18 protein-coding genes and 1 pseudogene are annotated in these 26,103 nt (G+C 70.9%); 2 read left to right on the top strand and 17 right to left on the bottom strand.

What is annotated here, in order from left to right; genetic code table 11:
• Window positions 1-41: 41 nt before the first annotated feature.
• The 14 genes and pseudogenes from IPN03_21090 to IPN03_21155 form a co-directional block, all read right to left on the bottom strand.
• Complete coding sequence (locus tag IPN03_21090; protein ID MBK9376147.1) at window positions 42-668, bottom strand: hypothetical protein; 627 nt, start codon at window positions 666-668, stop codon at window positions 42-44.
• 14 nt (window positions 669-682) lie between these two features.
• Window positions 683-880, bottom strand: a complete 198-nt coding sequence (locus IPN03_21095) for a hypothetical protein (protein ID MBK9376148.1) — start codon at window positions 878-880, stop codon at window positions 683-685.
• A 6-nt stretch (window positions 881-886) separates the two neighbouring features.
• Window positions 887-1,111, bottom strand: a complete 225-nt coding sequence (locus tag IPN03_21100; GenBank protein MBK9376149.1) for a hypothetical protein — start codon at window positions 1,109-1,111, stop codon at window positions 887-889.
• 68 nt (window positions 1,112-1,179) lie between these two features.
• Window positions 1,180-2,328: a DUF1566 domain-containing protein gene (locus IPN03_21105; protein ID MBK9376150.1), complete on the bottom strand. Its 1,149-nt coding sequence runs from the start codon at window positions 2,326-2,328 to the stop codon at window positions 1,180-1,182.
• Between the two features lie 6 nt (window positions 2,329-2,334).
• Window positions 2,335-3,858 carry an Hsp70 family protein gene (locus tag IPN03_21110; GenBank protein ID MBK9376151.1) on the bottom strand — a complete coding sequence of 508 codons (1,524 nt, stop codon included), beginning with the start codon at window positions 3,856-3,858 and terminating at the stop codon, window positions 2,335-2,337.
• Window positions 3,855-4,376, bottom strand: a complete 522-nt coding sequence (locus tag IPN03_21115) for a hypothetical protein (protein ID MBK9376152.1) — start codon at window positions 4,374-4,376, stop codon at window positions 3,855-3,857. The genes IPN03_21110 and IPN03_21115 overlap by 4 nt, the downstream gene beginning before the upstream one ends.
• Window positions 4,376-5,605 (bottom strand): hypothetical protein, encoded by a 1,230-nt coding sequence (locus IPN03_21120; protein MBK9376153.1) that lies wholly within the window; start codon window positions 5,603-5,605, stop codon window positions 4,376-4,378. The genes IPN03_21115 and IPN03_21120 overlap by 1 nt, the downstream gene beginning before the upstream one ends.
• A gap of 113 nt (window positions 5,606-5,718) precedes the next feature.
• Window positions 5,719-6,348, bottom strand: a complete 630-nt coding sequence (locus IPN03_21125; GenBank protein ID MBK9376154.1) for a hypothetical protein — start codon at window positions 6,346-6,348, stop codon at window positions 5,719-5,721.
• A 10-nt stretch (window positions 6,349-6,358) separates the two neighbouring features.
• Window positions 6,359-7,426, bottom strand: a complete 1,068-nt coding sequence (locus IPN03_21130) for a redoxin domain-containing protein (GenBank protein MBK9376155.1) — start codon at window positions 7,424-7,426, stop codon at window positions 6,359-6,361.
• The gene (locus IPN03_21135; protein MBK9376156.1) at window positions 7,423-10,308 is read right to left on the bottom strand and encodes a TlpA family protein disulfide reductase; all 2,886 of its coding nucleotides are present in this window, start codon (window positions 10,306-10,308) and stop codon (window positions 7,423-7,425) included. The genes IPN03_21130 and IPN03_21135 overlap by 4 nt, the downstream gene beginning before the upstream one ends.
• A gap of 539 nt (window positions 10,309-10,847) precedes the next feature.
• Entirely contained in the window at window positions 10,848-11,954 is a 1,107-nt protein-coding gene (locus IPN03_21140) for a hypothetical protein (GenBank protein MBK9376157.1), read from the bottom strand.
• A 47-nt stretch (window positions 11,955-12,001) separates the two neighbouring features.
• Window positions 12,002-12,799, bottom strand: coding sequence for an outer membrane lipoprotein-sorting protein (locus IPN03_21145; GenBank protein MBK9376158.1), 798 nt, complete (start codon window positions 12,797-12,799; stop codon window positions 12,002-12,004).
• Window positions 12,792-15,339: pseudogene (locus IPN03_21150) on the bottom strand (ABC transporter permease). Before IPN03_21150 ends, IPN03_21145 begins: the two are co-directional and overlap by 8 nt.
• The gene (locus tag IPN03_21155; protein MBK9376159.1) at window positions 15,336-16,010 is read right to left on the bottom strand and encodes an ABC transporter ATP-binding protein; all 675 of its coding nucleotides are present in this window, start codon (window positions 16,008-16,010) and stop codon (window positions 15,336-15,338) included. Before IPN03_21155 ends, IPN03_21150 begins: the two are co-directional and overlap by 4 nt.
• 130 nt (window positions 16,011-16,140) lie before the next feature.
• Between IPN03_21155 and IPN03_21160 the strand changes: the two genes are divergently transcribed.
• Complete coding sequence (locus tag IPN03_21160) at window positions 16,141-19,275, top strand: hypothetical protein (protein ID MBK9376160.1); 3,135 nt, start codon at window positions 16,141-16,143, stop codon at window positions 19,273-19,275.
• A 16-nt stretch (window positions 19,276-19,291) separates the two neighbouring features.
• Here the strand turns inward: IPN03_21160 and IPN03_21165 are convergent, their stop codons facing one another.
• Window positions 19,292-21,133, bottom strand: a complete 1,842-nt coding sequence (locus tag IPN03_21165) for a right-handed parallel beta-helix repeat-containing protein (GenBank protein ID MBK9376161.1) — start codon at window positions 21,131-21,133, stop codon at window positions 19,292-19,294.
• Window positions 21,134-21,212: 79 nt separating this feature from the next.
• Here IPN03_21165 and IPN03_21170 point away from each other — a divergent pair, with 79 nt between their 5' ends.
• Complete coding sequence (locus IPN03_21170; protein MBK9376162.1) at window positions 21,213-22,004, top strand: hypothetical protein; 792 nt, start codon at window positions 21,213-21,215, stop codon at window positions 22,002-22,004.
• 39 nt (window positions 22,005-22,043) lie between these two features.
• Here the strand turns inward: IPN03_21170 and IPN03_21175 are convergent, their stop codons facing one another.
• Both IPN03_21175 and IPN03_21180 read right to left on the bottom strand, forming a co-directional pair.
• Window positions 22,044-22,739, bottom strand: coding sequence for an HD-GYP domain-containing protein (locus tag IPN03_21175; GenBank protein MBK9376163.1), 696 nt, complete (start codon window positions 22,737-22,739; stop codon window positions 22,044-22,046).
• Window positions 22,740-22,799: 60 nt separating this feature from the next.
• Window positions 22,800-25,967 (bottom strand): carboxylesterase family protein, encoded by a 3,168-nt coding sequence (locus IPN03_21180; protein MBK9376164.1) that lies wholly within the window; start codon window positions 25,965-25,967, stop codon window positions 22,800-22,802.
• Window positions 25,968-26,103: the final 136 nt, after the last annotated feature.

Genomic DNA, 26,103 nt, shown 5'->3' on the forward strand with positions numbered 1-26,103 from the left:
CGTCCCCTCGTTCCTGCGCTGCGCGCTCGAATCGCCGCCGCTCACCCGTCCAGCGACAGCTCTAGCACCTTGCCCTTCACGGTTGACCACGTCCCCGACAAGAAGTACGTCTCTTCTTCGTACTGCACCTCAAGTGCGTAGAAGATGACCGCCCCGTCCCAGACGACGTCCTGCCCTTTCACGAACCGGAGCAGATTCTGCCCGCCCGAGCGAATGTCCCAGGTGGGGTAGTCGTAGGACGCGCTGTTGAAGGTCTTGAACCCGCCCGTCGCCGGGTCCCGGTACGCCGCCGCGAGGCCGCTGACGTGGAGAGCGCTCCGGCCCGCGTTGCGGATGACGAACTGTCCGTTAACGAGCAGCTCGAGCGCCTGCCGGAGGCCCTGGGCCTCGCCGCTCAGCTTCTCGATGGCCTGCATTTGCTGGGCCGTGTCGCCGCGCATAGCCTCCTCCAGGCTCAGCAGCTTGCCCCACTGCATCGCCAGGAAACTCGAGATCGCCGCCAGAAGGACCGCGACGACGCCAACGACGATCGTGCTCTTCGGTAGGGCGCCCGGAACTGTGGGAGTTGGGATCGGGGGAGCCGGCGAGGGACGGCGCGAAGCCTGCGCTGTCGCCGTCGGCGACTGGTAGGCCGGGGCGCTCGGCTGCGCCGCGGGCAGGTCCTCCACGCCGGAGTCGGCGATTACCCCCGGCGCCAGCACCTCGCACGCCAGCTGGAAGTCCCGCAGGCTTCCTGATACGTCTTCCTCAGCTGCGCGGTCGGGGCGTTCGTCAGGCGGATCTGGAAGTCGGAGAAGACCTCCTGGTAGCGGCGCCTCACCTCTTCCGCGGTCGCGGTGACGGGGATCCCGAGGATCTCTGCTGCTTCTTGCTTCGTCATCTGCTCTCAGCCATTGTTGATGAAGGTCGAGCGGACGAGCGCCCGCTGCGACGCCAGGTGGGACAAGCCCCCGTCGGCGTCGCGGCCGAAGACCTGGTTGAGCTCGACGCCGGTTTGCGAGTCGTACGCCTGGACCGACACGGTACCGTCCTCCCGGTTCTCTATCGTCACCTCGCAGACCGGCAGCTCGAAGGCCACACTGTAGGTCCGCAGGTGCTCGTAGCGGTCCATCATCGAGCCTCACGAAAAGACCAAATGGACCAAATAGGAACATGACCAAATGACGAAATCACGCATCATCACCCTCCGGAACGCCGAACGCACAACGCGCGGGGGGTGTAGTGGGCGAGGTCGAGGGGGCTCCGGTACCGCTTCCCCACGCGGAAGTCGAAGAAGGAGACGGCCCACTCGGAAGAGGTAACGTCAATACTGGAAGACCATGGGCAACAAGCTGTCACGGTCAGGGGCCACTTGATCCTATAGTCAACCCCTCGGGAAGCATCGTAGAGCCCCTCCAGTTCTCCGATCTTCGCCAACCGCCAGTCGCTGTACCCTCCTACCCCGAAGGCGCGGCAGTAGCTGTCCGCCTCTTTCCAGTCGACGTCGCTCCCGTTGTCCGTCATTGCCCACATCAAGCCCGTCGAAGGGTCGGTCCAGTAGCCCCTCTGCTGCGCCAGTTCCAGCTGCTGCGCCGCGATGGCGTGCTGTCTCTGCGCCGCAACCGCCTGTGCCGCCGCCTGTTTCCGCTCTGCGATGTCCTTCGCCAGCTCCACGTTCACGACCACTTGCCCAAAGCCCTTCACCTCGACGACCTTCTGCCATGCCCCCCCCGCGTCGAGACTGGTCGCCTTCACCACGTTCTGTCCGAGTTCGGCGCCGACCTTCAGCGGGCCGCCTTCCCCCGCCTGCCCCTTCTCTTCTCCGTTCACTTCGACGCGGCACGGGGCATCGGCGTAGATCAGGAGGAATGCTCGTGAAGCCGGTACCGTCGGGGGTACCCATTGCCCTCCTGCGACCGGCGTTGGCTTGCCCCGGTCGTTTACCACGGTGCTCGCGATGGCCGCCACAAGTACGGTGAGGATGACGCTGAGGATGATGGTGCTCTTCGGCAGGCCTCCCGATGTCCCGGGCTCCGGGACCGGAGGAGGGTGCGAGGGACGGCGCGAGGCCTGCGCTGTAGTCCTCGGTGGCTGGACGACCGGGGCGCTCGGCTGCGCCGTGGGCAGGTCCTCCACGCCGGAGTCGGCGATTACCCCCGGCGCGAGCACCTCGCACGCCAGCTGGAAGTCCCGCAGGCTTCCCTGATACGTCTTCCTCAGCTGCGCGGTCGGGGCGTTCGTCAGGCGGATCTGGAAGTCGGAGAAGACCTCCTGGTAGCGGCGCCTCACCTCTTCCGCGGTCGCGGTGACGGGGATCCCGAGGATCTCTGCTGCTTCTTGCTTCGTCATCTGCTCTCAGCCGTTGTTGATGAAGGTCGAGCGGACGAGCGCCCGCTGCGACGCCAGATGGGAGAGCCCCCCGTCCGCGTCGCGGCCGAAGACCTGGTTGAGCTCGACGCCGGTTTGCGAGTCGTACGCCTGGACCGACACGGTACCGTCCTCCCGGTTCTCCACCGTCACCTCGATCGGGTAGTTCTGGCGCGGAGCGGGAAGCGGCCCAACGACGAGCTGCCCGAGGCTGACGGCATCGGCCGGGCCCTCCCGGAACTGGACGAGCTCGAGGACGATCCGGTCCTGGTTGGGGCGTGTCGTGAAGTACGTCTTCTTCACCCTCACCGGGAGGGGCATGTTCTTCCGGATGATCGTGTCGATGGCCACGCGCCCGGTGTCGAGGCTGAGCGTACGGACACCCACCGCGTAGCCAGTGACCCCCTTGAACTCCGGCGGGAGCTGGTACAGGTCCGCCTCGCCGGCGAGCTGGCTGGCGTGGAGGGCCGCACCGAAGGCCACCGCCTTGCTCGGCTCGTGAAAGAGGACTCGCTGGCCGGGGCGCGTGAACCGCTTCCGCATCCGGTCGCCGACGGCCGGGACCAGGGACGAGCCGCCGACGAGGAGGATGCAGTCGACGTCGGCAGGGCGAAGGCCCGCATCCTCGATGCACTTGAGCGTCACCGCCTCCGCGCGCTCGAGGAGCCCGCCAATGGCCGCCTCGAAGTCCCTCCGGTCGAGGTTGACCTCGACAGCCTGATTGCCCAGGAGGACGAGCTTCCTCACCTTCGTCTTTCCTGGCATCCCCAGCTCGATCTTCAGCGCCTCGGAGGCGCGCCGCAGCTCCTGGAGCGTCCGGACATTGAGCGAGGAAGGACTCCCGAGGGCCCTGTGGAACTGGGCGAGGACCATCTCGCCGATCGCCTCGTCCAGCTCCTTTCCGCCGAGGTCCGTGACGCCCCCCTTGGAGAGGACGTTGACGCTGCTGGCATTGAGGCTCAGGACGGTGACGTCGAAGGTACCGCCGCCGAAGTCGTAGACGAGGAGTACCTGGTCGTGGCATTCCCTCGCGACGCCATAGTGGAGGGCCGCGGCGACGGGCTCCTCAACGAGGCCGAGGACGGGGATCTCCGCCAGGGCGGCGGCGGCGAGGACCGCCTTTCGCTGCGGGTCGTTGAAGTGCGCCGGTACCGTGATGACCGCTGACTCGAGCGTCGTGGCCGAGTAGCTCTCCGCGTCGAACCGCAGCTTCTTGAGGACCAGAGCCCCTACTGCCTCCGCATGCCACGGCGTTCCCTGGTCGTCGTAGTGGATGGGATCCCGCTGGCCGAAGTGCCGCTTGAAGAACCGGATGGTCTTGAGGCCGGGGTCCTGCTCCAGGAGGTTCTCGACGACCTGCCCCACGAAGGCACAGCTCCCTGAGAGGTAGACGACCGATGGAGTGTGGAAGGCGTCCTGGTCCATCTGGTCTGGCATGAGGACGGGGGCACCGTCCGTTCCCATCCGCGAGATGAGGGAGAAGGTGGTGCCGAGGTCGACGCCCACCCTCACGCCGTCCCCCTCGGCGCCGGCCGGAGCGCGGCGAGGAAGAGCTGCCGCAGCTCGCCCCGGAGCTGGGCGAGGCCGGTGACGACCCCGTCGCGCCCTTTCTGGGGCGCCTGGAGCTTGCGCTCCTGCGTCTCGAAGCCATGCAGCTGTCTCTGAAGCCTCAGCTTCTCATCGGCCGTTTCCGTTCCCTTACGCGCCTGGTAGTCCCGCCAGGTGCCCTCGACCTGGGAGAGGAGGTGCGGCTGCTGATCGGAGAGATGCTGCTGGAGGGCCTGCGCCCAGCCTCTCTGGAGTTCGGAGAGCATCCGCTTCACCTCGCCTCGAAGCGCCTCGCGCGCCTTCTCCAGCTCCCTGCGGGTCGACTCGACGCGCTCCTTCTTGACCGAATGCCAGACGTAGAGGCCCCCGCTGGACAGAAGGAGGATGGACGCCGGGACCATGAAGCCCTGGTACTGCCTCAGGAACGAGAGCCCGAAGGCGGAGATGAACATGAAGAGGATGACCTGGAAGCGGCGGGCCATCATGACGTATTCGAAGAAGCCGGACCTGGGCAGCTCGCCCTGGTAGCGCCGCTCGAGCGAGACGCTTCTCTCGAGCAGGCGCTCGAGCTTCTCGTCGGGCAGGTAGCCAAACTGAATGACGACGGTGGGCCCCCGGCCGCGTCGAGGACCCGGTCGACCTCGGCGGAGACGATCCGGTAGAGGTCTTTCAGGGCGACGAGGTCGCCGATGCAGTGAGCGGAGATCTTCTCGCGGAGGATGCGCAGGAGGTCGTCCTCGAAGGCCTTCGGCACCCCGAGGGCGCGGGTCTTCGCCCGCTTCTCCTCGTCGAGAAACGAAAGGCCCGCGACCGCGGCGTCGACTTCGGCCCAGATCGCTCCCGACGGCGCCGTCAGCTGGGCCGCGAGCCGATCGACCGCCCCCCGCTCGAACTCACCGAGCTGCCGCTGGATCAGGCTCCGGATTTCGCTCACGGTCTCCCCTGCGCCGGCGGGCCCCGGCCGGACCTGCTGAAGCTTGGCGGCCTTCTGCTGGGCGAGCATTCGTTTGGCCTTGAGCGCCCGGAGCTCCTGCTCGAGCGCCATGCCGAAGACACTCGCTACCGACTCGGATGCCCCGGCGACGACGTAGGCGCGCAGGAGATCGACCGTGGCGTCCCAGGGCGGCGTGTGGAAGCGGTCGACGAGGCTCTTCGCCGGGAGGGCCGCTGCGTCGACCTGCTCGGCCGACCAGACCAGCGGCTGGAGCGCCGAGGAGAGCTCGGCCGCCCAGGGAGCGCCCGCGGGCACGGCCAGGATGATCACCGGCCGGTCCTCGGCCAGCCGCTCGACCGTCGCCCGGGCGGTCTCATCCGGAGGCCGGCCCAGAAGGACGGCCAGGACTGGAGCGCGCGCCGCCCCCGCCCGGCTGACCGGGGGCTCGGCCAGGGGGTGCTCCCGGAGCCGGAGCCGAGCCGGCACCGGGCCGGCCGCCGCCTCCCGGCCCGGCTTTGGAGATGGGGCCGTCGGATCGCTCGGAACGCTGATCCAGCCCCGAAACCTGTCGACGAGATCCGGATCGACGCCGTCCTGGCAGGCCAGCTCGATCTCGAGGATGCGCTCGCGAGCCTCGACCTGCGCGGCGTCCAGAGCCGGAAGGAGAGCCTGAGCCGCCGGAAGATTCCCGGCGTCCTTGATCCAGCGGGAGAGGTCCCCAGCAAGCTGGCAGGACGTGGGAAGGGCGGTCGGCGGGCTGATTCTCAGCAGGGCCATGGGGTCTCCGGAGGGCGCGCGTTACAGGACTCGAGAGGTTTGAAGTCGAGGTCGAATGGGGGCAGTGCCCAAATCATGCCGCATCCTCCGGAACGCTCGGCTCATGCCCGCCCTCATTCATGGCGGATCAAGGGCAGCTTCAGCTCGATCGCCTCGTCGGTCGCCTCGAGCCACGCCGAACGGGCGGGGGTGGATCTCTCGGACGGCTTCGAGGCCGACAGCTCGGCTCGCAGCGCGAAGAGCGAGCCGCCGAGAACGTTCCTTGGCTTGCCGACACCGATCGCCTCGAGCACCAGGACGATCGGTTTCGAGAGCCGGACGGGGAGGAAGACGAGGCAGGAGAGGAAATGCGAGGGCCGGGGCCGCAGCCGCCTCAGGAGGCTGCGGAACGGAGTCGTCGCCGAGAGGGCGTTCCGCATCTCGTTTCGGAACGCGATTTCCGAAGAGCGGTGCACGAGGTGGAATCGCGGGGGCTCAGCCGAATCCTCGCGCCACAGGTCCTCGGGACGCAGGCCGGGCGTGAATTCCCTCAGGACGATCTCGATTTGCTCGCGGGCGAGCCGCCGGTCGATCGCCGCGGTCTCGCCGCCCAGAGGGACGCCGCGGGAACGGTGAATCAGGTCCCTCCCGGGCTGGACGACGGTGGCGACCTCGTCGCGTCCCCACGCCGAGGCCATGGCGGGGGTGACGTAGTCGCCGGTGACGTACCGGCTGAGGGGCATGATGAAGAGCTCGGGCGCCATGGCGGTCTCGTCAACCTCGAGGCTCGCGGATCAGCTTCCCCACGGCCCGCGCGAGGCTGTCACCGGTGAGCCCGACCCGGTGGATCTTCCCCTTCCGATCGAGGAGGACGGTGTGGGGGAGCCTGCCGATCTCGTACGCTTCGTCGAGACGGTCGTCGCCGCGAAGACGGTCGACGATCTGCGGCCAGGTGACCTTCTCCTCGTCGAGAAACGCTCGGAGGTCTCGCGACCGGGGCTCCTCCTCGTCCTCGTTCACGCCGATGATCTCGAAGCCGTCGTCCTCGTGCCTGGCATAGAGCTCGACGAGCCCCGGCATCTCGTCCCGGCTCGACCCGGACCAGGTCGCCCAGAAGACGATCAGGACGACCTTGCCCTCGAGCGCATGGAGATTGACGACGGTTCCGCCGACGGTCTCGGCGGAGAACTGCGGAGGCCGCTTGCCGATCGCCGACAGGTGACGCCGGCGGGGCTCCACCTCCGCGGGGACGCCGAAGTTCTCGGTCACGAGCGGGCTCGCCGCGGCAGCCTCGATCACCGCCGCGGCATCGCTCACCCGGTCCTCGTCGACGAGGGCGTCGTACAGCCGCAGGCGGTACTCGTGGATCCGGTGCTCGTCGGGAGGCTTCGCCGAGGCCAGGCGCTTCACCAGCCCCAGCGCCCGGTCGAGCTCGGAGGGGAGCTCGACGCAGGCGAGGAACTCCTCCGCCACCAGGTCGACTCTGGCCGGCACGGGGATCACCTTGCGATACCTGTCGTTCGTTCGGAGGACGGCTCGCGCGTCGTCGAGCTCGTTGTAGACGCCGGTGAGCTTGTCGAACGCTTCCTCGGTGTCCGCCGGGAGCGGGCGGCGGGAGACGTACTTCTCCAGCCAGCGCGCATGGAGCCCTGCGAGCCGGCGGTTGCTCTTCCCCTCGAGGGAGCCGAAAGAGGACTCGAGGTCCTGGAGCGTGCCCCCGATGGGCGGCGCCTCCTCACTTCGGGCACAGCCGGCGAGGAGGCCCGCCGCGAGGACGGCGGCGGCGAGCGGGACGCCTGGCGCGAGCCGCGCAACCCGGGCCCTGGCGATGGGGCGAGTCACGAGGCGGGCTCCGCGAGCGCGAGCTCGACGAGCGCGCGAAGGCGCCCGGGCGGGAGGAGGCCCTTCAGGTCCGCGAAGACCCGGCCGCTTCGGTCGACGACGATGGTCCTCGGGAGCTCCTCGACGGCGAAGAGCGCCCAGATGCGCTCGTCCTCGTCCGGCACCTGGGGAAAGGTCAGACCGAGCTCGGAGACGGCCCGGCCGCGGACTGGCGCGGCTTCGCTGTTGAGGCCGAGGACGACGACGTCCCGCCCTCCGAAGGTCCGGTGGAGCCTCTCGACGGCCGGCAACGCTTCACGGCAAGGGGCGCACCACGAGGCCCAGAACTCGAGGACGACGACCTTTCCGCGGAGCGCCTGGAGCGAGGCGGGAAGCGCCGCGCCCGTGGGGAGCTCGACCTGCGGTGCGGGCGGGCGCGTCTCCGGCCTGGGGGCGAGACGCTTCGGTTTCACGACACCCAGGGGCTGCGAAAGGGAGAAGACGGTGAGGGAGGCGCTGGGCACCGAAGTGGCGGTCGACGCCACGATCTCGATCTCCCGATCCGGACCGGGCGGCAGGAGGGCGACGACGCTCGGGGCGCTCGCGCCGCTGTCGGTGACCGCGAGCCGCTTTCCCCCTTCGTCGAGGAGCTCGAGACGCGCCGGCAGGGCCGAAGGGAGCTCCAGCTCCACGAGCGTCTCCCGGCCCGCGTCCGTACGGACCCTGCGCCGCCAGGTCGGACGGGTCGTCTCGAAGAACGCGGCTATTTGCCCAACCTCTGCCGGCCGGACGACCCTCTCGAGGGGAGTTCCCGACCGGTGTTTCCACCGCAAGGAGTAGGGAATCGAGCCCTTGGGGATGCGTGCGGCCGCGATCCGGAGCCGGTACCGGCCCGGTGCCGGAAGCCACTTCCTCAGCTCGAGCACGGGCGACGCCGGGCGGGCACGGGGGATCGCCAGGCAGTCGGCACAATCGGTCCCGGGAGGGCACGAGGCAGACACCGCTCCGGGCCGGCCGTCGTCGCACTCCCCGTCCGCAGAGTGGGGGCAGCCCCAGGAGCACCCGACGTCGGAAGCGGGACGGGACCGGGCGATCCTCTTGCCGGCGGGATCCCAGAGGGAAAACTCGAAGCGCCCTTCCGGGTCCGGTATTTCCGCCTCGAGGAGGCCGGGCTCGGTCACCTCGACCTCGGATACGGCCTCCATCCAGCCCGGGAGGTACTCGACGAGCGGCTCGAGGGAAGACTTCTCCCGGGAGGCCCGCTCGCGAAAGAGCGTCTCGATGACCTCCACCTGCGGAACGGCTGCGGAGTCGTCGAAGAGGGCGAACAGGAGCGGGCCGGAAGCGCCGGCGGTGAAGTCGAGGAGCTGGAATCTCTCCGGTCCGCCGTAGCCCTCCGGAGCCAGCCCCGCCGTGGCCACGCCTTCGAGCTCGGATCCGGAGGTCTGGAGCCCCGCGAACTCGCGGCCCTGGAACATCCGGATGACGCCGCGGGCGCCCTCCTCGAGATCGTCGGGCCGGTCGACGCCGTGACGGTGGAGGATGGACTCGTCGGAGGCGGCAGAAAGGGATCGGACGACGGCGGCGTCGCCCACGCGGAGGAGGTCCGCGGGGACGGCGGCCCGCGAGACCGCCTCGAAGGACCCGTCCGCCCGGAGCACCGCGGAAGGCACCGACTCCGGCGTCGTCAGCCGGATACGGCAGGGCCGGCGGCACTCCCCCTCGAAGAGGCGCGCCCGCCGGCGAAGACCCGCGCCTTTCGCGTCCAGCCGCAGCTCGCCGGCCGGGCGTAGGGTGAGAGAGCCTCTCTTCGTCCCCTCCACGTCGAACGAGCATCGCTTCCCGCGGTCATCCCTGAGGAGGATCTCGACCCGAAGGTTTCGGCCCCTCGCGGGGACGGCGAGCGCCTCCGCAGCGATCCACGCTTCGGCGCTGGCGTCGCCCCTGTCGTCCTCCGCCAGGAGCGTCCCGTTCTCGTCCCGGAACCGAACGATGACCGGGCCGTCCGGACTGTCGACGCGTGCGCGAAGGTCCGTCGGCTCGACGAGGTGAAGGTCGAGCGCGTAACCCGGCCGGCCGAGTGTGCGCCCCATCGGGGCGTCCGGGTCGATCGCCCCAGCCACTTCGTCGGCCCGGATGACCGGGCCGGGTGAGACGCCGCGCAGGGCAACGCCGGAGTCGCCGAGATCCGCGGACGGGAACGAGAGGAGGACCCCTTCGGAAGGCAAGTCCGACCACGTTCTCCAGTCGCTCTCGGCCCCACCGGCGCGGGCTTCGCGGGGGAACACCCCGGACGCGGTCCGGGGCACCAGCACGGCGCCCGAGGCCTCGTCTCGCATCACCTCGACGTGGGAGACCGATTCCCAGGCGCCGGCACGTTCGAGGACGACCCCCGAGACGGTCTTCCGCTCCCGGGCACTCACGACACCGTTCCCGGCCTCGATCTTTCCGGACGTCGAGAGGAGCTCCCGCCACCCGCCCGGACGCCAGGGCCGCTCGGAAAGCGTCACCCGGATGACCGAAGCCGGCGCCCAGGGGCGGCCCCTTACAACGGCCCTGTATCGGCCCGAGGTGACCCGGACCGCCCCGGCACGCCCTTCTCCGCCCCCGCTGATCGCAAAGCCCGCCAACGAGGCCGGCTCGTCCTCACCTTCGACCGTCCGCTCGATCACCAGCTCCCCGTCGAGGCCGGCCGGCACTCCCCCGAAAAGGAGGAGGCCCGCCTTCACGATCTGGAACTCGACGCACGCCTCCACCTCCGGGGGCCGGATGGCGACTTCGCCGTCGAACGGGAGGGTGACCGGCCGACACCCCATCCCACGGGTCTCATCCGCCGGCGCAGCCAGTGCCCCGAAGGAGAGGAGGAGGCAGGGGGCGAGAAGCCAATGCGCGCGGTATGTCATTCGGGTCTGCTCCTCCTCCTGGCGGGACGGACGGTAGAGGCGCGATCTGATGAGCAACCCATGGGCCAACAGGTCGCAAGGCAAATCCGACGGCCTGGCACAAGAGAGAAGCGCCGATTGCGCGATAGCAGCAGCAGGCGCCCAGCCGGGGCCGGGCCAGCGCCCTCGCGGGGCAGGGCAAGGGCGGGGGGCCGCTGCGTGTCGATCGTCGAACGGCACGAGGTCGTCCTCTTCCGGCCGCACGCCACATCTTCCCGTGCCGCCGCTCACGCGGTCCCGCGTCGCCTCGCCGGGCTCCTTGCGACCAGTCATAGACGATCGGGAGTTCGCCCGCCTGGAGGCGCGCGCCATCCTCGAGCAGGTCCGGAAGGACCCCCGAGCGGGTGCGATATCGCAGGCGCCGGCGGAGAGACGGCGGGGGCGCAAGCTCGCCATGCTCGAACGCCGGAAGGGCCCGATCTGGCTCTACGGCCAGATCGCCCTCTGCGTCGTCCTGTTCGGCTACCTCGGGTGCTCGCTCGTCAGATGATGCGTCTCGGTCAGAAGCTCGACCGGACGCCGGCCCGCACGCGCCTCAGGTCGGGTCGGGACCCGAACGGTCCGTACCTCGAGCCGTAGGGGACGTCGGCGCCGAGGGTGAGGGCGAGCGCGTCCGTCGCGTTCCACGAGACCTCGCCCTTCACGAGGCCGTCGCCGTGGCGAAGGCCCTGCGTCCAGACGGCGCGCCAGCTTCCCCACCGCTCGGTCCGCTGCCAGATGGCGAGGAAGGCCGGGAGGATGGCCCGGTCGAAGAGGAGGAGCGGGTCGACGGGGGTGGCGCTCGCATTCGCGGCGAGCGTGAGGAGAAGAGTCCCGTCGCCGAAAGCCCGCTCGGCGCCCACGGTCCAGACGAGCGCGTCGCCGAGCCCGGGATCGTCCGAGAAGAGGGCCGCCCCCTCGGCCCGAAGGACCCACGCGCCAGTGACGCGGGAGAGCTCGACGCCGACGGCGTCTTCCCGCGCGTAGCGGCGGTCGGCCGGAAGGGCGACCGCATCGCCGTCGAGGAAGGCGCGGTCGGGTCGCGGCGTCAGGAGGGGCGCAGGGCGTATGCCGGTGCGCCCCCAGGCCCCGACGTCCCAGTCGCCGAACGTCGCGAGGAGGCGGAGGGCGCCCCATCCCGTGCGTGGGAGGTCGTTCTCTCCGTCGACGAGGACGACGGGAAGACCCGCAACAGTGGAATCGACTGGCGCGAATCGGGGCGAGGAGACGGGAACGCGCCACGGCGTCCCGAGCGGAACGAAGACGCCGTCGAAGCGGAGCGCGCCGGCCTGGCCCCGGGTCCGGAGGCCCCAGAGTGGGAGCTTCTCGTCGGCGAACGGGTCGGTCAGGTCACGCGGCAGGAAGGCGTCGGCGGGCGAGTAGCCGTCGGTCTTGCCCCACCCCAGGAGGAAGCGCCCCGCCTCGACGTCGACGGTCGGCGCGACGCTCCACGACACCCAGGCTTCCCGCACGGAGATGGCAGAGACCCTCTGCTCGACGGTCCCCTGCGCGGTCGCCCAGCCGACGACCCAGGGGTCGCGCTCCGAGGCGCGGTCCGCGTAGGCGAATCCCCGGGTCTCGACGAAGCCGCTCCAGGTCTGGGCGGACGCGCTCCCCGCAGATGCCATCGCGACGAGGATCGCGCCCAGGACCCGAGCCGGAAGCTGCGGGGTTCTCAGTCGCCCCCCTCCCGCACGAGGTTCTGGAGCGTGTGGCGCCCTGCGGGCTGCGGCCGGTCGAAGGCGAGCTTCTCGAGGCGGATGACGGTCGTCGACCTCTTGCCGAGGTCCTGCATCGTCATGCGCCGGGCGACGTGGCGGCCGTCGACGAGGGCGACGTCCTCGAGGAGGAGGCGCTTGCCCGGCTCCTTCTCGCCAGGGCGGAAGAGGTCCATCCGGACCAGGTAGAGGATGTCCTTGCGCAGGAACAGGAGCTTCCTCTCGTAGAGGCTCTTCCCCGCGTCGGAGCGGGGCCGCGCCTCGATGACGAAGCAGGGCTGGCCCGCCACGGCCTCCTCCGCGAGGAGCTTGGCGTCGTATTTCTCGTGGTCGAGCTCCTCCATGTCCTCGTAGTTGAAGTCGGTGCCGACGAACGAGGCGCTCCGGTCCTGCGCGGCGATGCGGCGCTCGCGTTTCATCGACGGGAGGTAGAGCCACTGGTCGGGGTTCTTTCCCGGCCGCGGGAGGGAGAGGAACCCGACCCCCTTCACCTCCGGTGGCGCCGTGAAGCGGATGAGCATCTTCGAGTCGCCCGCGTAGCCGAGCCGGTAGCTCTTCCAGCTCTTGCGGCGTTCCCTGCCGTCCTTCGACGTGACGACGAGGTCTCCCTCGTACTCCTGGCTCTTCGTCCTGTGGCGCTCCTCGGACTGGACGAGGAGCGACCGCGCCTCGTCGGCAACGGCGGGCCGGGCGACGGCCGCGAGAAGGATGGGGGCCGCGAGGAACGCGGCGAGCGTGAAGCGGCGTCTACTCATACTCGAGGGCCTCCGTGACGGGCGTGCGCGCCGCCTGCCGGGCCGGGATCCATGCGGAAGCGGCCGAGAGCAGCGGCAGGGCGACGACGAGCTGGCCCAGGAGGAGCCACGGCGTCTCGTGCGGGAGGCTCCAGCCAGCGAACGCGACGGCGACGGTCTTCTCGACGAAGAGCGCGAGGAGCGTGCCGAGCGGCAGGGATAGGACGAGGGCCGCCGCGGAGATCGCGAGCGCCTCGAGGGCGACGCTCCTCCGGATCTGCCCGCCGACGGCGCCGAGCGCCTTCAGGAGGCCGATCTCGCGCGTCCGCTCGACGACGGAGATCAGGAGCGACGTGACGATGCCGAGGACGCCGACGGCGAGGGCGAGGACGAGCGTCACCTGCATGAGAGCGTAGAAGGCGTCGATCGCCTTCTCGACGTCCGCCACGAACTCCCGCTTCGTGGAGACGAGCGCGGGCATCCTCCCCTGGAGCTTCGTGCGGATGGCGTCGCGGACCTCGCCCGCGTCCGCCCCGGCAGCGAGGTTCACGTCGAAGACGTCGACCCGGTCGTCCTCGAATGCGGCAAGAAACGTCCGGCGGTCGACGAAGACCGTCCCGCGATCCGAGGTGTAGTCCTTCACGACGGCGGCGATCGGAAAGCGGACGGTCCCGCGCGCCCCGGGCAGCTCGACGACGTCGCCGACCCCCATCCCGAACTTCCGCGCGAAGTTGTCGGATACGGTGCAGGAGGCGCCGCGCCCCACCTCGCGTCGGGCGATCTCCTCGCTCCCCTCGACCCAGTCGTGCCGGGTGCGGTCGAGCATCGCTTCCATCTCGATGGAGGCGAGGACGATCGTCTCCCCCCGGTAGTCGAGCCGCGGGGCCCGGTACGACTCGACGGAACGGACGCCCGGGACCGCCAGGAGGTCGTCCTTCACCTCGGGAGCGAAGCGGTAGTCGGGGCGCGCGAAGTTCGCCGAGGCGCGGACGTAGATGTCGGAGGTGAGGATGTCCCTCATCCACCGCACGAGCGTCGCCGTCGTCGCCTCGATGTAGCCGCCGATCCCGACGGCAAACGTCAGGGCGAGCGTCATCGCCGTCACCGTCCCGGCGCTCCGGCGCGGGGACGAGAGGAGGGCGTCGGAGGCGAGGCGCCCCGACACCGGGAAGAGGCGCGCGACGAGCGGCGCCCCGAGCGCGAGGAGGCGATGCGAGATCGGGCCGACGAGGAGAAGCGCGGAGAACGCCCCGAGCGCGACGATCGCCAGGATCATCGGCATCCCGGCGAGGGGGGCCGCGCGCCGAAGGCGACGGTCGCCGCGAGGAGGGCGAGCCCCGCGGCGACGCGCCGGCCGCTCCAGGCCCCTCCCGCCTGGTGGACCCCTTTCGCAAAGGCCTCCGTCGGCGAGACGGCCGCGGCGGCACGCGACGGTGCGAACGCACCGACGAGCGATGCGAGGAGGCCGAGGGCGAGACCCTGGAGGACGAGCGGGAGCGTGAGGCGCGCCTCGGAGGAGGCGGCGACGCCGTAGACCTGCTCGGCCCCCTGCCGCATGACGTCGAGCGCGGCGCGGGTGAGGCCGATCCCCGCGAAAACGCCGAGGATCGAACCGACGAGGCCGAGGGCGAGCGCCTCGAGGAGGAAGAGCGCCCGGACCTGCCGGGGCGTGGCGCCGAGCGCGCGGAGAGTGCCGATGTCGCGGCGGCGGCGGTTCACGGCGACGCTGAAGGCGTTGTAGATCAGGAACGCCCCCAGGCCGAGGGCGAAGCCGCTCGTCACGTCGAAGCCGGCGGCGAAGTTCGCGACGAGCTTCTCCATCTGCCCGCTCCTGCGGTCGGGCGTCTCGACCTTCACGTTCGGGGAACGACGGCCCGCAGGGACGCGGTCGCCGCCTCGAGCGCCACGCCCTCCTCGAGGCGGACCTCGAGCCGGTCGAAGCGGCGTCCGCGCCCGAAGAGCTCCTGCGCCGCGTAGACGTCCATGACGACGAGGTTCCCGCCGAAGGCCTCGGCGAAGCCTTTCGGCGTCAGGAGCCCCCGGATCGTCACGCTTCGCGGCCCGGCGGGAAGCTTCAGGACGAGGACGTCGCCCGTCTTCAGCCCCGCTCTCTCGGCGAGCGGCCGGGCGACGGCGACCGAATCAGCCTGCGCGAGGAAGAGGAGCGGGTCGTCGAGGTCGGCGTCCTCCCCCTCGAAGCCGTAGTCGCGCATCTCCCGGTCACCGAGGAGGTCGACGCCGAGGACGAGGAGGCTTCCCAGCTCGCCCCGCTCGGGAACCACGACCTGCTCGATGACGGGCGACTGCGCGCGAATGCCGGGCCGCTCGCGGATCGCCTCCTGGAGCTCCTCGGGGACGCCCCCTTCCTGCGTCAGCTGCAGCTGGGCCTTCCCCGCCATCCGGTCGACCGTCTCGCGAATGCCTCCGAGGAGGCTCCCCCGCGCCCCGACGACCGCCACGTAGGTCGCGACGCCGACGACGACGCCGAGGAGCGTCAGCCCCGTCTTGGCGCGATGGCGCTTCACGTAGGAGAGCGAGAGCGTCCGGAGGAGGAACCTCACCCGCGCGTGTCCTCCACGACGCGCCCGTCGCGGAATCTCACGACCCTCTCGCACGCCGCCGCGGCGTTCGGGTCGTGCGTCACCATGACGATCGTCGTCCTGCGCGCCGCGTGGATCGCCTTCAGCAGCTGGAGGATCTCCTCGCCCCGCGCGGTGTCGAGGTTTCCGGTCGGCTCGTCGGCGAGGAGGAGCGGCGCGCCGGTGACGAGCGCCCGCGCGATGGCGACCCTCTGCCTCTCGCCGCCGGAGAGCTCGTCGGGAAGGTGTGTCGTCCGCGCGGTGAGGCCGACCTCCGCGAGGGTCTTCAGCGCCCTCTCCCGCGCCTCGGCCGCCGGCCTTCCCGCGAGGTGGAGCGGCAGCTCGACGTTCTGCGCCGCCGTGAGCGTCGGCATCAGGTGGTAGGCCTGAAAGACGTAGGAGACGTGAGTTCTCCGGAAGAGCGAACGCTCCTCCTCGCTCTTCGTCGCGAGGTCCGCTCCGGCGACGAGGAGCGCCCCCGACGTCGGCACGTCGAGGCCGCCCATGAGGTTGAGGAGGGTCGACTTCCCGGAGCCGGACGGCCCCATCACCGCGACCATCTCGCCGTCGCCGATCGAGAGCGACACCCCGTCGAGCGCGACGACGCGCGCCTTGCCTTCGTACACCTTCAGGACGTCCTTCAGCTGGAGCATCGGGGAATGCTCCGGCCGGGCGGGGAGGGCGTCAAGAAGAACGACCGGAATCCCGCCCAAGGAAGCCTAGAATCGCCGGTGGTGCGATCTCTCGGGACCGTGGCGCGGGCCAGTGCGCTGGCGTGATGCAGTGGCTGCCGCCGTGCGCGTTCTCGCCTGCGCCCTCGCTTTTCGGGTGCTCTGCCCCTCTTCCGCCGTCGCCCTCGACCCCGCCAAGTCCCTGACGCAGTACCGCCTCGACGCGTGGCAGTCGGAGAAGGGCCTTCCCCAGGATACGGTCCAGTCCCTGCTCCAGACTCGCGACGGATACCTCTGGGTCGGCACCCAGGAGGGCCTTGCGCGGTTCGACGGCGTGCGCTTCCGCGTCTGGGACGAACGGACGAATCCCGAGCTGCGGAGCGGCTCCATCGCGTCGCTCCTCGAGGACTCCAGGGGCCGGCTCTGGATCGGCCTGTCCGGAGGAGTCGCCCGCCTCGAAGCCGGAATCATCACGAGCCTCGACGCCGGGCTCGCACAGGGAGTCACGGCCTGGTCGATGTGCGAGACCCCGGACGGCGACGTCTGGGTCGCGACGAGCGGTGCCGGCCTCCTGCGGTTCCGGGGCAAGGAGAAGACGGCGTTCACGACGGCGGACGGCCTCCCGAGCAACGACCTGCGCTCGATCTGCCGCGACCGTGCCGGGGATCTCTGGGTCGGCACCAGCGGGAAGGGCGTTTTCCGGATGCGGAACGGGATGATCACCGTCGTCGACACCTCGAAAGGGCTCTCGAGCGACGTCGTCCGCTCGGTCGCGCCCCACGCCGACGGCGGTATCTGGGTGGGAACTGCGGGGGGCGGGCTCCTGACGGTGAGGGACTCCGGCCGCGTCGAAGTGTCGCGGGTCCGAGGCCTTCCGACCGAGCAGGTCTCCGCCCTTCACGTGGACCGGGACGGGACGCTCTGGGTCGGGACCTGGGGAAGCGGAGTCGCCCGGGTTCGCGACGGGCGGGTCGACCTCCTCTCCTCGAAGAACGGGCTCTCGAACGACCAGATCTGGAGCCTCGGCTCGGACCGTGAAGGGAACGTCTGGATCGGGACGTGGGTCGGCGGCCTCAATCGCCTCACCGACGGGAAATTCCTCCCGCTCGGGGTGCCGGAAGGCCTCTCGAGCGACAACACGCGGGCCGTCCTCCAGACCCGCGACGGCGCCCTGTGGATCGCAACCGCCGGCGGCGGCCTCAACCGGGTCGAGAACGGGGTCGTGACGGTCCTCGGCGCCGGTGACGGCTTCGGGACGGACGAGATCTCCAGCCTGTCGGAATCCGCCGACGGGTCCCTGCTGGTGGGCACCTACACGTCCGGCGCCTTCCGCGTGAGCGGTCGACGCGCGACCCCGCTCGTTCGAGAGGGCCGCCTCCCGTCGGAGGACGTGCGCGGCCTCCTCGAAGCCCGGGACGGCTCCGTCTGGGTCGGGACCTCCGGCGGCGCGCAGCGCGTGACGGCGGGACGGCTCGGGCCCGCCTTCCCGGGCGAGCCGGCTCCGCTCCGGCGCGTCATCGGCTTCCTCGAGGACCGGGCCGGAACGATCTGGATCGCCACGCACGAGGGGCTATTTGCCTGGGAGGCGGGCCACCTCGTCAAGCGAACGACTGCCGAAGGCCTGGCGAACAATCGCGTACTCACCCTTCACGAAGACCTCGAGGGAGTCCTCTGGATTGGCACCGCCGGCGGCCTGACCCGCTTCATGAACGGCCGCCTCGAGAGCCTGACCGCTTCAGACAGCCTCCTCGACGACACGATCCTGGGCATCGTCGACGACGCCATCGGGGACCTCTGGCTGACCTCCAACCGGGGTCTCTCCCGCGTCCACAAGGCGGATATCGACTCCTTCTTTTCGGGACGGACGACGAAGGTCCCATTTACCGCCTACGGAACCAGCGACGGCCTCCGCAGCCCGACGTTCGCAGGGGGACAGCAGCCCACCGGCATCCGGATGGCCGACGGCCGCCTCGCCTTTCCGTCGTACCGGGGCGCGGTGATCATCGACCCTGGCGCGATCGAGAACGCACCGCCGCCTCCGGCCGTCGTCGTCGAGGAGATCATCGCCGGGGAGCGCACCTGGAGCGGGCCCGGCCCCTTCGAGCTCCCGGCGGGCACGCGGGGCCTGGAATTCCGCTACACGGCTCCGAGCTTCGTCGCACCCGCGACCCTCTCGTTCCGTTACGAGCTCGAAGGCATCGATCCCGGTCCGGTCGAAGCCGGGAGCCGACGGCGGGCCTTCTACACGAACCTGGAACCGGGGACGTACACCTTTCGCGCCACGGCGAAGAACCACGACGGGCACTCCTCCCCCGGCCCGTCGGTCGTGGTCGTGCGGATTCCGCCCCGCTTCGTGGAGACCTGGCTCTTCAAGGGCGTGCTTCTCGTCGCGCTCGGGGCCTCCGTCTTCGGCCTGCACAGGCTGCGGCTCGCCGCCCTGAGAAGAGGCCGGGACGAGCTGGAAGCCACGATCGCCCGTCGGACGGAGGACATTCGTCAGCTCAACCTGACGCTCGAAACGCGCGTGCAGGAACGGACGTCCGAGCTGGAGGGAGCGCTGGGCGAGATGGAGACGTTCACCTACACCGTCTCCCACGATCTGCGCGCTCCTCTCCGCTCGATCGACGGGTTCGCCGCCATGCTCCTCGAGGACGCTTCGGACGCGCTCGACGAGGAGAGCCGGCACCGGCTCGGCGTGGTGCGCGCGAGCTCGCAGCGGATGGGCAGGCTCATCGACGACCTCCTGACCCACACGCGCATCGGCCGCGGGCCGCTCCGGCTCGTCGACGTGAACATGGAGACCCTGGCGCGTCGGGCCTGGGCCGAGATCCAGGCAGACGGAAAGACCGGGACGGGAGCCGAACTGAGGATCGGGAGCCTTCCCGCGAGCCAGGGGGACCCGGATCTCCTGCTCAGGGTCTGGAAAGAGCTGCTCGCGAATGCCGTGAAGTTCTCGTCGAAGTCCCCGGTGCCGGTCGTCGAGGCCACCGGTGAAGAGTCGGGTGACGAGACGGTCTATCGGGTCCGGGACAACGGCGCGGGATTCGACATGAGGTACTCCGGAAAGCTCTTCGGCGTCTTCCAGCGGCTCCACTCGGAGTCCGAGTTCGCAGGTCTCGGCGTGGGCCTCGCGATCGTCGGGCGCATCGTCGCCCGGCACGGCGGCCGCGTGGAGGCGGAAGGAGCCGTCGGCGCCGGCGCGTCCTTCACGTTTCGCCTGCCGCGCCGGCCGGCCCGCGCGTCGTGATGGTGTGCCGGCCCTCTCAGCGGAAGTAGCCGGACACGTCGAGGACGACGTGCACCGGCTGGGCCGAGTCGTTTCGGACCGTCAGCCGGCCGAGGGCACCCGGTACGGCGACGGCGGCGGAAGCCCGCGTCCGTCCCGCGCGCAAGGCCAGGACCTGGGTTACGGGTGTCGCGGTTCCGGCCCCGAACAGGCGCAGCAGGCCGTCGGCGGCGGGTCCCACACCCGTGAGGTTCACGGCGACGGCGCGCGCATCGGCCGGGACCGAGCAGGTCCCGGCCGCGTCGAACGTCAGCGTGCCGTTCGCGGCGACGGGCGCCCCGGACCCGAGACGCGTGTCGAGGACACGACACGGCGTGACGGCGAAGAACCTCACCGCCGACTCGGTTCCCTCGAAGGCTCCGACGTCGCAGCGCACGCCCGCGGGGCGCGTCGCGCCGCGCGCGTCCACGGCCGCGTGGCAGCCCGCGAACGCCCCGTCGACGCCCGGGCTCCCCGGGAGGAGTGAGACGGTCTCCACGAGGCCGCCGTGGTCCGCGAGCGGGCCGAGGAGGGGCTCGGCGACGACCGGGACCGCCACGCAGTTCTCGTCGTTTCCGTCACCGACGTTTCGCTCCGGGAACTCGATCACGTCTCCGCCATTCGTCATCTGCGGCGAGCCGACGTCGCAGTTCTTCCCGATGTTCCAGGGGTTGCCGCCATTCGCCGCCGTGTTGTCGGCGACGATCGAAGCCCGGATCGTCACGTTCGAGGCCGGAGCTGCGATGGTGATGCCGCCGCCCGTCCAGCCTGCGTGGTTGCGCGTGACCGTGAGGTGGGAGAGCGTCACGTTCGCGCCGGTCGGGTAGATCGAGAACGCCCCTCCGATGGCGTATCCCAACGGGGCGACGGCGCCCTCGGCCCGGTTCCCCGTGAACGTGACGTTCGTGATGTTCGCCGCGGTCGGGTGATAGAGCCAGAGGCCGCCCCCCTGGCTGAAGGCGCGGTTCCCCGCGACGAGCGACCCGGTGAACGTGAGCGAGCCGTCCTGGTGGTAGATCGCGCCCCCGTTCCCGCCGGTGGCCCGATTCTCGAGGAACGTCGAGTCGACGACGACGAGAGCCTGCGGGCTCTGGTACATGACGGAGTGGATGGCGCCCCCTGCCCAGGCGACGTTGTCGCGAAAGGTGCAGCGCTCGACGCGCACCTCGCCGTCACCCGCCCCGTCGACGTAGAGCGCGCCCCCCGTCGCCCCGAAGCTCGAGACCCGGGCCTGCGTCTCGTTGCCGATGAAGGTGGTGTCCCGGATCGTCAGTCCGTTCGCCGGGCCGGTCCCGTCGCCGCCGAGGTAGCCGATGGCACCCCCGTTCCCGCCCCGGTTCCTCAGGAAAGTGCTCCCGTCCACGGTCGAGACCCCTCCCTGGACGTAGATCGCCCCTCCGCCGACGTCGTCGCCGGCCTGGGTGCAGACGTTGTCCTCGAAGCGGACGTTCACGACCGTCAGGGCCGCGGTCCCCCGCTCGTGGTAGTGGCTCCGGACGGCCGCGCCGAAGTCGGCGACGCGTCCGCGCCGGAGGGTCAGGTTCCGGAGGGCGAGCTGCCGCTGGTAGTCGACGGTGAAGAGCCGCACCGCGTCCTGCCCGTCGAGCGTTACGAGGCCTCCTCCGTCGACGTCGGTCGCCAGGGCCGCCGAGATCGTCTTCGTCGCGGTGAGGGGGATCGTTACGGGCCCGCCGCCACAGGAGAACGTCACGACGCCCCCGCCCGCGAGCGCCGCGTTCAGCGACGCCTCGGTACACGAGGCGGGCGTCCCGCCGCCGACGACGCCCGCGGCCCTGGCCAGGGCCGGGCAGAGGAGGAGCAGAACGATCGAGAGCCGCACCCGCGCACGATGGCGCGGTGGCCTGCCGTATTCAAGCCCTCCGGTGCTCGCCCCGAAGCGACTAGACTCCCCTTCCCATATGAAGTCCTTCCCCAGAGCCCGCTACGCCGTCCTCTTCCTCCCGATCGCGACCTTCTGCTGTGCCCCGGTCGCCACGGCGCCCCGGACCGCCCCCGCGGTCTCGACTTCCGGTCCCACGGGAGGTGCTCTCCCCTCGAGGCCGGCCGGTGTCCCGACCGACGAGCTGCACTGGCTGCGCGCGTCGGCCGAGTACCGCGCGATCACCATCCAGACGTTCCGGGCGGCCCTCGAAGCCGCCGCGGAGGCGAGCGCCGGGAGGCCCGCCGGGAGCTGGGGCGTTTCCGTCGACGCCGACGAGACGATCATCGACAACTCCGGCTATGAGGTCGAGCTCCAGCGGCAGGGCCTCGTCCACACGGACCCCGCCTGGAAGGCGTGGGTGGAACGCGGCGAGCGCACGGCCGTGCCCGGCGCCGCGATGTTCCTCGGCGGCGTGCAGAAGCTGGGCGGACGCGTCGCGGTGGTCACGAACACCGCCCACTCGCTCTGCGCGAACGTCGCCGCGAACCTCCGATCCCTCTCGCTCCCCTACGACATCCTCGTCTGCCGCGCCGACGACGGCGAGGACCGGAAGGAGGGGCGCTGGCGGAGCGTCGCCGACGGCACCGCGAGCCCCGACCTCGGCCCCGTCGAGATCCTCGTCTGGGTCGGGGACAACATCCAGGACTTCCCCGACCAGAGCCAGGCGCTTCGCGGCGAGCCCGAGGCCGCCTTCGGCGACTTCGGCGTCCGGTTCTTCGCGCTCCCGAACCCGATCTACGGAACGTGGGAGAAGAACGCACCGAGGTAGCGCGACCACAGCGGCAGGCGCAACAGCCGGCCGGGCCGGCTACCGACCGTTCGGGTAGTCGGCGAAGACCGGCTCTCCGTCGCGCTCCAGGATGCGGAGGAAGACGGGGACGACCTGCGGGTCGAACTGCGTGCCCGCGCCCTCGGCGAGGTGGGTCTTGACGCGCTCGGAAGGCCAGCCGGCCCGGTAGGCACGGTCGAAGCGAAGGGCGTCCCAGACGTCGACGACGGCGAAAAGCCGGGCTACGAGCGGAATCTCCTCGCCCCTCAGTCCGCGCGGGTAGCCGGTGCCGTCCCATCGCTCGTGGTGGCAGTACGGAATGTCGAGCGCCGGTCGGAGGAAGTCGATCCTTTTCAGCATCTCCCAGGCGTGCTCGGGATGGCGCCGCATCTGCGCCTGCTCTTCCTCGTCGAGCTCGCCGGCCTTGAGGAGGATTCCGTCGGGGAGCGCCATCTTCCCGACGTCGTGAAGGAGCGCGCCCCGCCGGACGTGGACGAGCTGCTCACCGCAGACTCCGAGCTCCGCCGCCAGCCGGACGGAGAGGTCGACGACGCGGCGGCTGTGGCCCTGCGTTTCGCCGTCCCTGAGGTCGAGGGCCCTGATCCACCCTTCGAGCGTCGCCTCGTAGGCCCGGAGAATCTCCTCCGCCCCGCGAGCCGCCGCCTCGACGGCGAGCTGGCGCTCCACGTCGGACGCCCGGCGGCCGGTCGTCGTTCTCGTTCCCCGTTCGGTCACGAAGCCCCCCCCGCCCGACCGTAGCGAAACGGGGAGGCCGAGGTCAAGGAGGCGTGGCCGTCACAGCGAAGCGACGAGACTGTCCCAGAAATCGCAGACGTCCGTCCGGACGCCGTCGACCGGTCCGGACGGGAGATCCCAGACGAGCGTGCGGTCCCGGACCGGGTCGTAGGCCGGCCAGTGCGGGAGACCCTCTCCGTTCGGGTCTCCCCCCGCAGCGAACCGTGCCCAGGCCGCGTTCATCGACTCCGAAAGCGCCCGCTCCGCCGCGCTGGGCGCGTACCCCGCGAACGCGTCGAAGCTCCCGAAAACGAACGGGATCTCGATGCCGTGGACCGCGCCGTAGAGACGGCTCGCCGGATAGGAGAAGAAGTAGCGGAACACCGGCGAGCCGCCCTTCGCGGCAGCCCGGGCGAAACGCCGGGACGGGCAGATGAAGCGGGAGTCGCTCGTGACGGCCACGTAGGCTTTCCGCGGCGAGGCGTAGGCCGAGACCGGGTACCGCGCGAGGACGAGCGGGGCGAGGGCGCCGACCTGGGCCGTGACGAGCGCCCGATATTCGGCCTCGGTCGTGATGGGCGGGGCCGCGGATCCCGTTTCGTCGGCGTTGGCCCCGATGGCGAACGGGACCCTGTTGTGCTCCCCCTTCCCGAGGACGACCTCGGGCGATGCGCTGAGGACGAACCCGTCGACCGCCGGCCCCCACAGCTGGCCCGAGGACGAGGTGACCGAGACGACGGGCGGGACGGCGCGCAGGAGATCCTCGAACGGCCGGGCGCGCAGACACGCGGCGGGATCGGCCGCCTGGGCACAGCCCGCCTTCCCGGTGAGCGTGTTGCCGAACGCGACGAACTCGGCGAGCGGCCGCTGCGCGCAGCCGCCGCTCTGGATCAGGGCGCGCTCGAAGAGGCCTGCGGCGAGCGGCGACGCGACGAGCGTGCAGACGTTCACGCCTCCCGCCGACTCCCCGAAGATCGCGACGCGCGCCGGGTCTCCCCCGAATGCGGCGATGTTTCGCTTCACCCAGCGCAGCGCGGCGAGCTGGTCGTACGTCCCGTAGTTCCCCGAGACGCCGCGGCGGGATTCAGCCGAGAGGAAGGGCTGCGCGAGCCATCCGAACGAGGAGAGCCTGTAATTCGCCGTGACGACGACGGCGCGCCCCTTCTCCGCGAGAACGGTCCCGTCGTAGTACGCGTAGGAGCTCGCTCCCGCGGCGTTTCCGCCCCCGTGGATGAAGAACAGGACCGGGAGCGGCGAGGCCGGCGGCACCGCGGGCGCCCAGACGTTCAGGGTGAGGCACTCCTCCGAGCCCGTGACGTTTCCGTCCTCGTCCAGCTGCGCGCAGGGAGAGCCGAACGTGGCCGCGCGCCGCACCCCGATCCACGGGGCCGGGGGCGCGGGCGGCCGCCAGCGGAGGGGACCCGTCGGAGGCGCCCCGAAGGGAACCCCGCGATACGACGTGCTCCCCCCGCTGGCGATCCCGGAGACGGCTCCCCCCTCCGTCAGGACTGCGCCGGCCGGTGCGACGACCTCGACCGTGACGGGTGCGGAGCGGTCCTCGGGACACGTCGACGAGGGAATCCAGCGGTACGTCGTCGTAACCGCCGGGAAGACGGAAAGCTCCCCGCCGGGCCCGAGCGGAACGTCTCCCGGAACGACCCGCCCGGCGCCCCGTCCCGGGGCCTGCAGACTCAGAACCACGGGACTTCCCGCTTCGACCCGGGACGAAGAGGAAGTGAGAAGCGGAGTCGGACCGGCCGGCGGGCACGGGGTCACCGGCAGGAAGGCGGGCGGGAGAATCGCGGGGTCCCCGGTCCCGTTGTCGATGACGCTCGCGTAGGCGTCGAGGGTGCCCGCCTCCACCGTCACCTCGAGCGTCGCGCCGCGCGGCACGACCGCGCCGCCGAACCAGTCGGAGAGCGACCGCTGCGTCCACGACGACGGGCCGGAGTCGAACACCGCATCGGCGAGCGTCGCTCCCGCCGAGGCCCTGAGTCGGAGCCCGCCCCGCGCACCCGCGGCGCCGCTCACGAACGCGACGTTCGTCCGGAAGCCCGACGTACCGGAGTCCGCAGAAAGGCCCGTGAAGACGAGGACTCGACCCGGGCCCGCGAGGGCGTCTTCGGCGGTGGGCTCCTGGGAGGCGGCGAAGGTCCCTGGCCGTCCCGACGGATCGACGTTCCGGGTCGCGCCGAGGACCGCGAGCCGCTCCGGCGAGGTCACCCGGACCGCTCCCGCGCTCCCGTCCGGGACTCCCAGCGCGCCGAGGAGGTCGGGCTCCTCGAAGGCGCCGCGAGGCGGGACGCTTCGCGACACGCGTCCACCTCCGCCGTGGGCTTCGAGCGTCACCTCGACCGGTGCGGGGCCCGGGTTGACCAGGCGCAGTCCCGTCCGCCAGAGCGTTCCGTTCGCGCCGGGGGCGCGGGCGGCGCCCGGGAGGAGAAGCGCGAACGGAGGTGCCGAGGGCATGTCGGTCCGGCGCGCCAGGGCGAGGAGTCCGTCGCCCGTGACGTTGTCGACGACGGCGGCATAGGCCACCGCCGACCCGCTGAGGACGCGAACCTCGACCCGTCCGAGCTCGATCTCGGGGTCGGATGCGAGCTCGCCGACCCCCTGCTGCCAGAAGAGCGGCGCCTTCGCCTCGAGACGCCGTTCGCCTCTCACGAGACCCGTGTCGTCGACGATCGTCACGAGCACCTCGGACCCCGGCTCGAGGAGGGCCACCGCCACGTTCGTCCGGAAGTCGGTGCCGGCAGCTGCCGTGTGCGTGAGCCAGGGCGCGATCCCTGTCTCGCCCGGCCACAGGGCCTCGGCCTCGCGGAGGGACGGAAGGGCGAGGCCATAGGTGCCTCGCGGATCCGCGATGTTGGCGGTGACCCCCCGGAGAAGAAATGGCCGATCCGCCCGGGCGAGGAGACATCCGGCCGCCGAGGAGAGGCCGAAGAGGGAATCGACCGGGTCGTCCAGGCGGCGCGTCTGCCGGGGTTCGAGGACGAGGCGCGTCGTTCCGGCCCGGCCAGTCGCCGCGAGGAGCTCGAGGTCGACCTCGAGGGGCGTATCCGAGGGGTTGTGAAGCCAGACCGTCGAGACGAAGCGGCTCCCGAACGCCCCGTCCGCGCGCGCCACGCCCGGGAGGACGAGACGCTCCTCCCCGGTCGCCGGAAGGGCGAAGAACAGGATCGAAGCCAGCGCGCACGACCGGCACGCCCCGGTGAACCAACCTCCCATGAGTCCCTCCAGCCCCTCTTGACGCACGCGGGGCGCCGATGGATGACGGCGCCTCCCGCTTTCCTCTCGCGTCGGTCCGGATCAGCCGCCGCGGCCCCCTACAGGCTGCGATCGCATCTCCATTACACTCCAGCGC

Source organism: Holophagales bacterium (assembly GCA_016719485.1).
GTDB lineage: Bacteria > Acidobacteriota > Thermoanaerobaculia > UBA5066 > UBA5066 > UBA5066.

Coding starts and splice junctions, on each gene's coding strand:
- IPN03_21120 (MBK9376153.1), bottom strand. CDS start 5,605: ATGGCCCTGCTGAGAATCAGCCCGCCGACCGCCCTTCCCACGTCCTGC.
- IPN03_21125 (MBK9376154.1), bottom strand. CDS start 6,348: ATGGCGCCCGAGCTCTTCATCATGCCCCTCAGCCGGTACGTCACCGGC.
- IPN03_21180 (MBK9376164.1), bottom strand. CDS start 25,967: ATGGGAGGTTGGTTCACCGGGGCGTGCCGGTCGTGCGCGCTGGCTTCG.
- IPN03_21095 (MBK9376148.1), bottom strand. CDS start 880: ATGACGAAGCAAGAAGCAGCAGAGATCCTCGGGATCCCCGTCACCGCG.
- IPN03_21115 (MBK9376152.1), bottom strand. CDS start 4,376: ATGGCCCGCCGCTTCCAGGTCATCCTCTTCATGTTCATCTCCGCCTTC.
- IPN03_21155 (MBK9376159.1), bottom strand. CDS start 16,010: ATGCTCCAGCTGAAGGACGTCCTGAAGGTGTACGAAGGCAAGGCGCGC.
- IPN03_21145 (MBK9376158.1), bottom strand. CDS start 12,799: ATGAGTAGACGCCGCTTCACGCTCGCCGCGTTCCTCGCGGCCCCCATC.
- IPN03_21135 (MBK9376156.1), bottom strand. CDS start 10,308: ATGACATACCGCGCGCATTGGCTTCTCGCCCCCTGCCTCCTCCTCTCC.
- IPN03_21140 (MBK9376157.1), bottom strand. CDS start 11,954: ATGGCATCTGCGGGGAGCGCGTCCGCCCAGACCTGGAGCGGCTTCGTC.
- IPN03_21105 (MBK9376150.1), bottom strand. CDS start 2,328: ATGACGAAGCAAGAAGCAGCAGAGATCCTCGGGATCCCCGTCACCGCG.
- IPN03_21170 (MBK9376162.1), top strand. CDS start 21,213: ATGAAGTCCTTCCCCAGAGCCCGCTACGCCGTCCTCTTCCTCCCGATC.
- IPN03_21100 (MBK9376149.1), bottom strand. CDS start 1,111: ATGGACCGCTACGAGCACCTGCGGACCTACAGTGTGGCCTTCGAGCTG.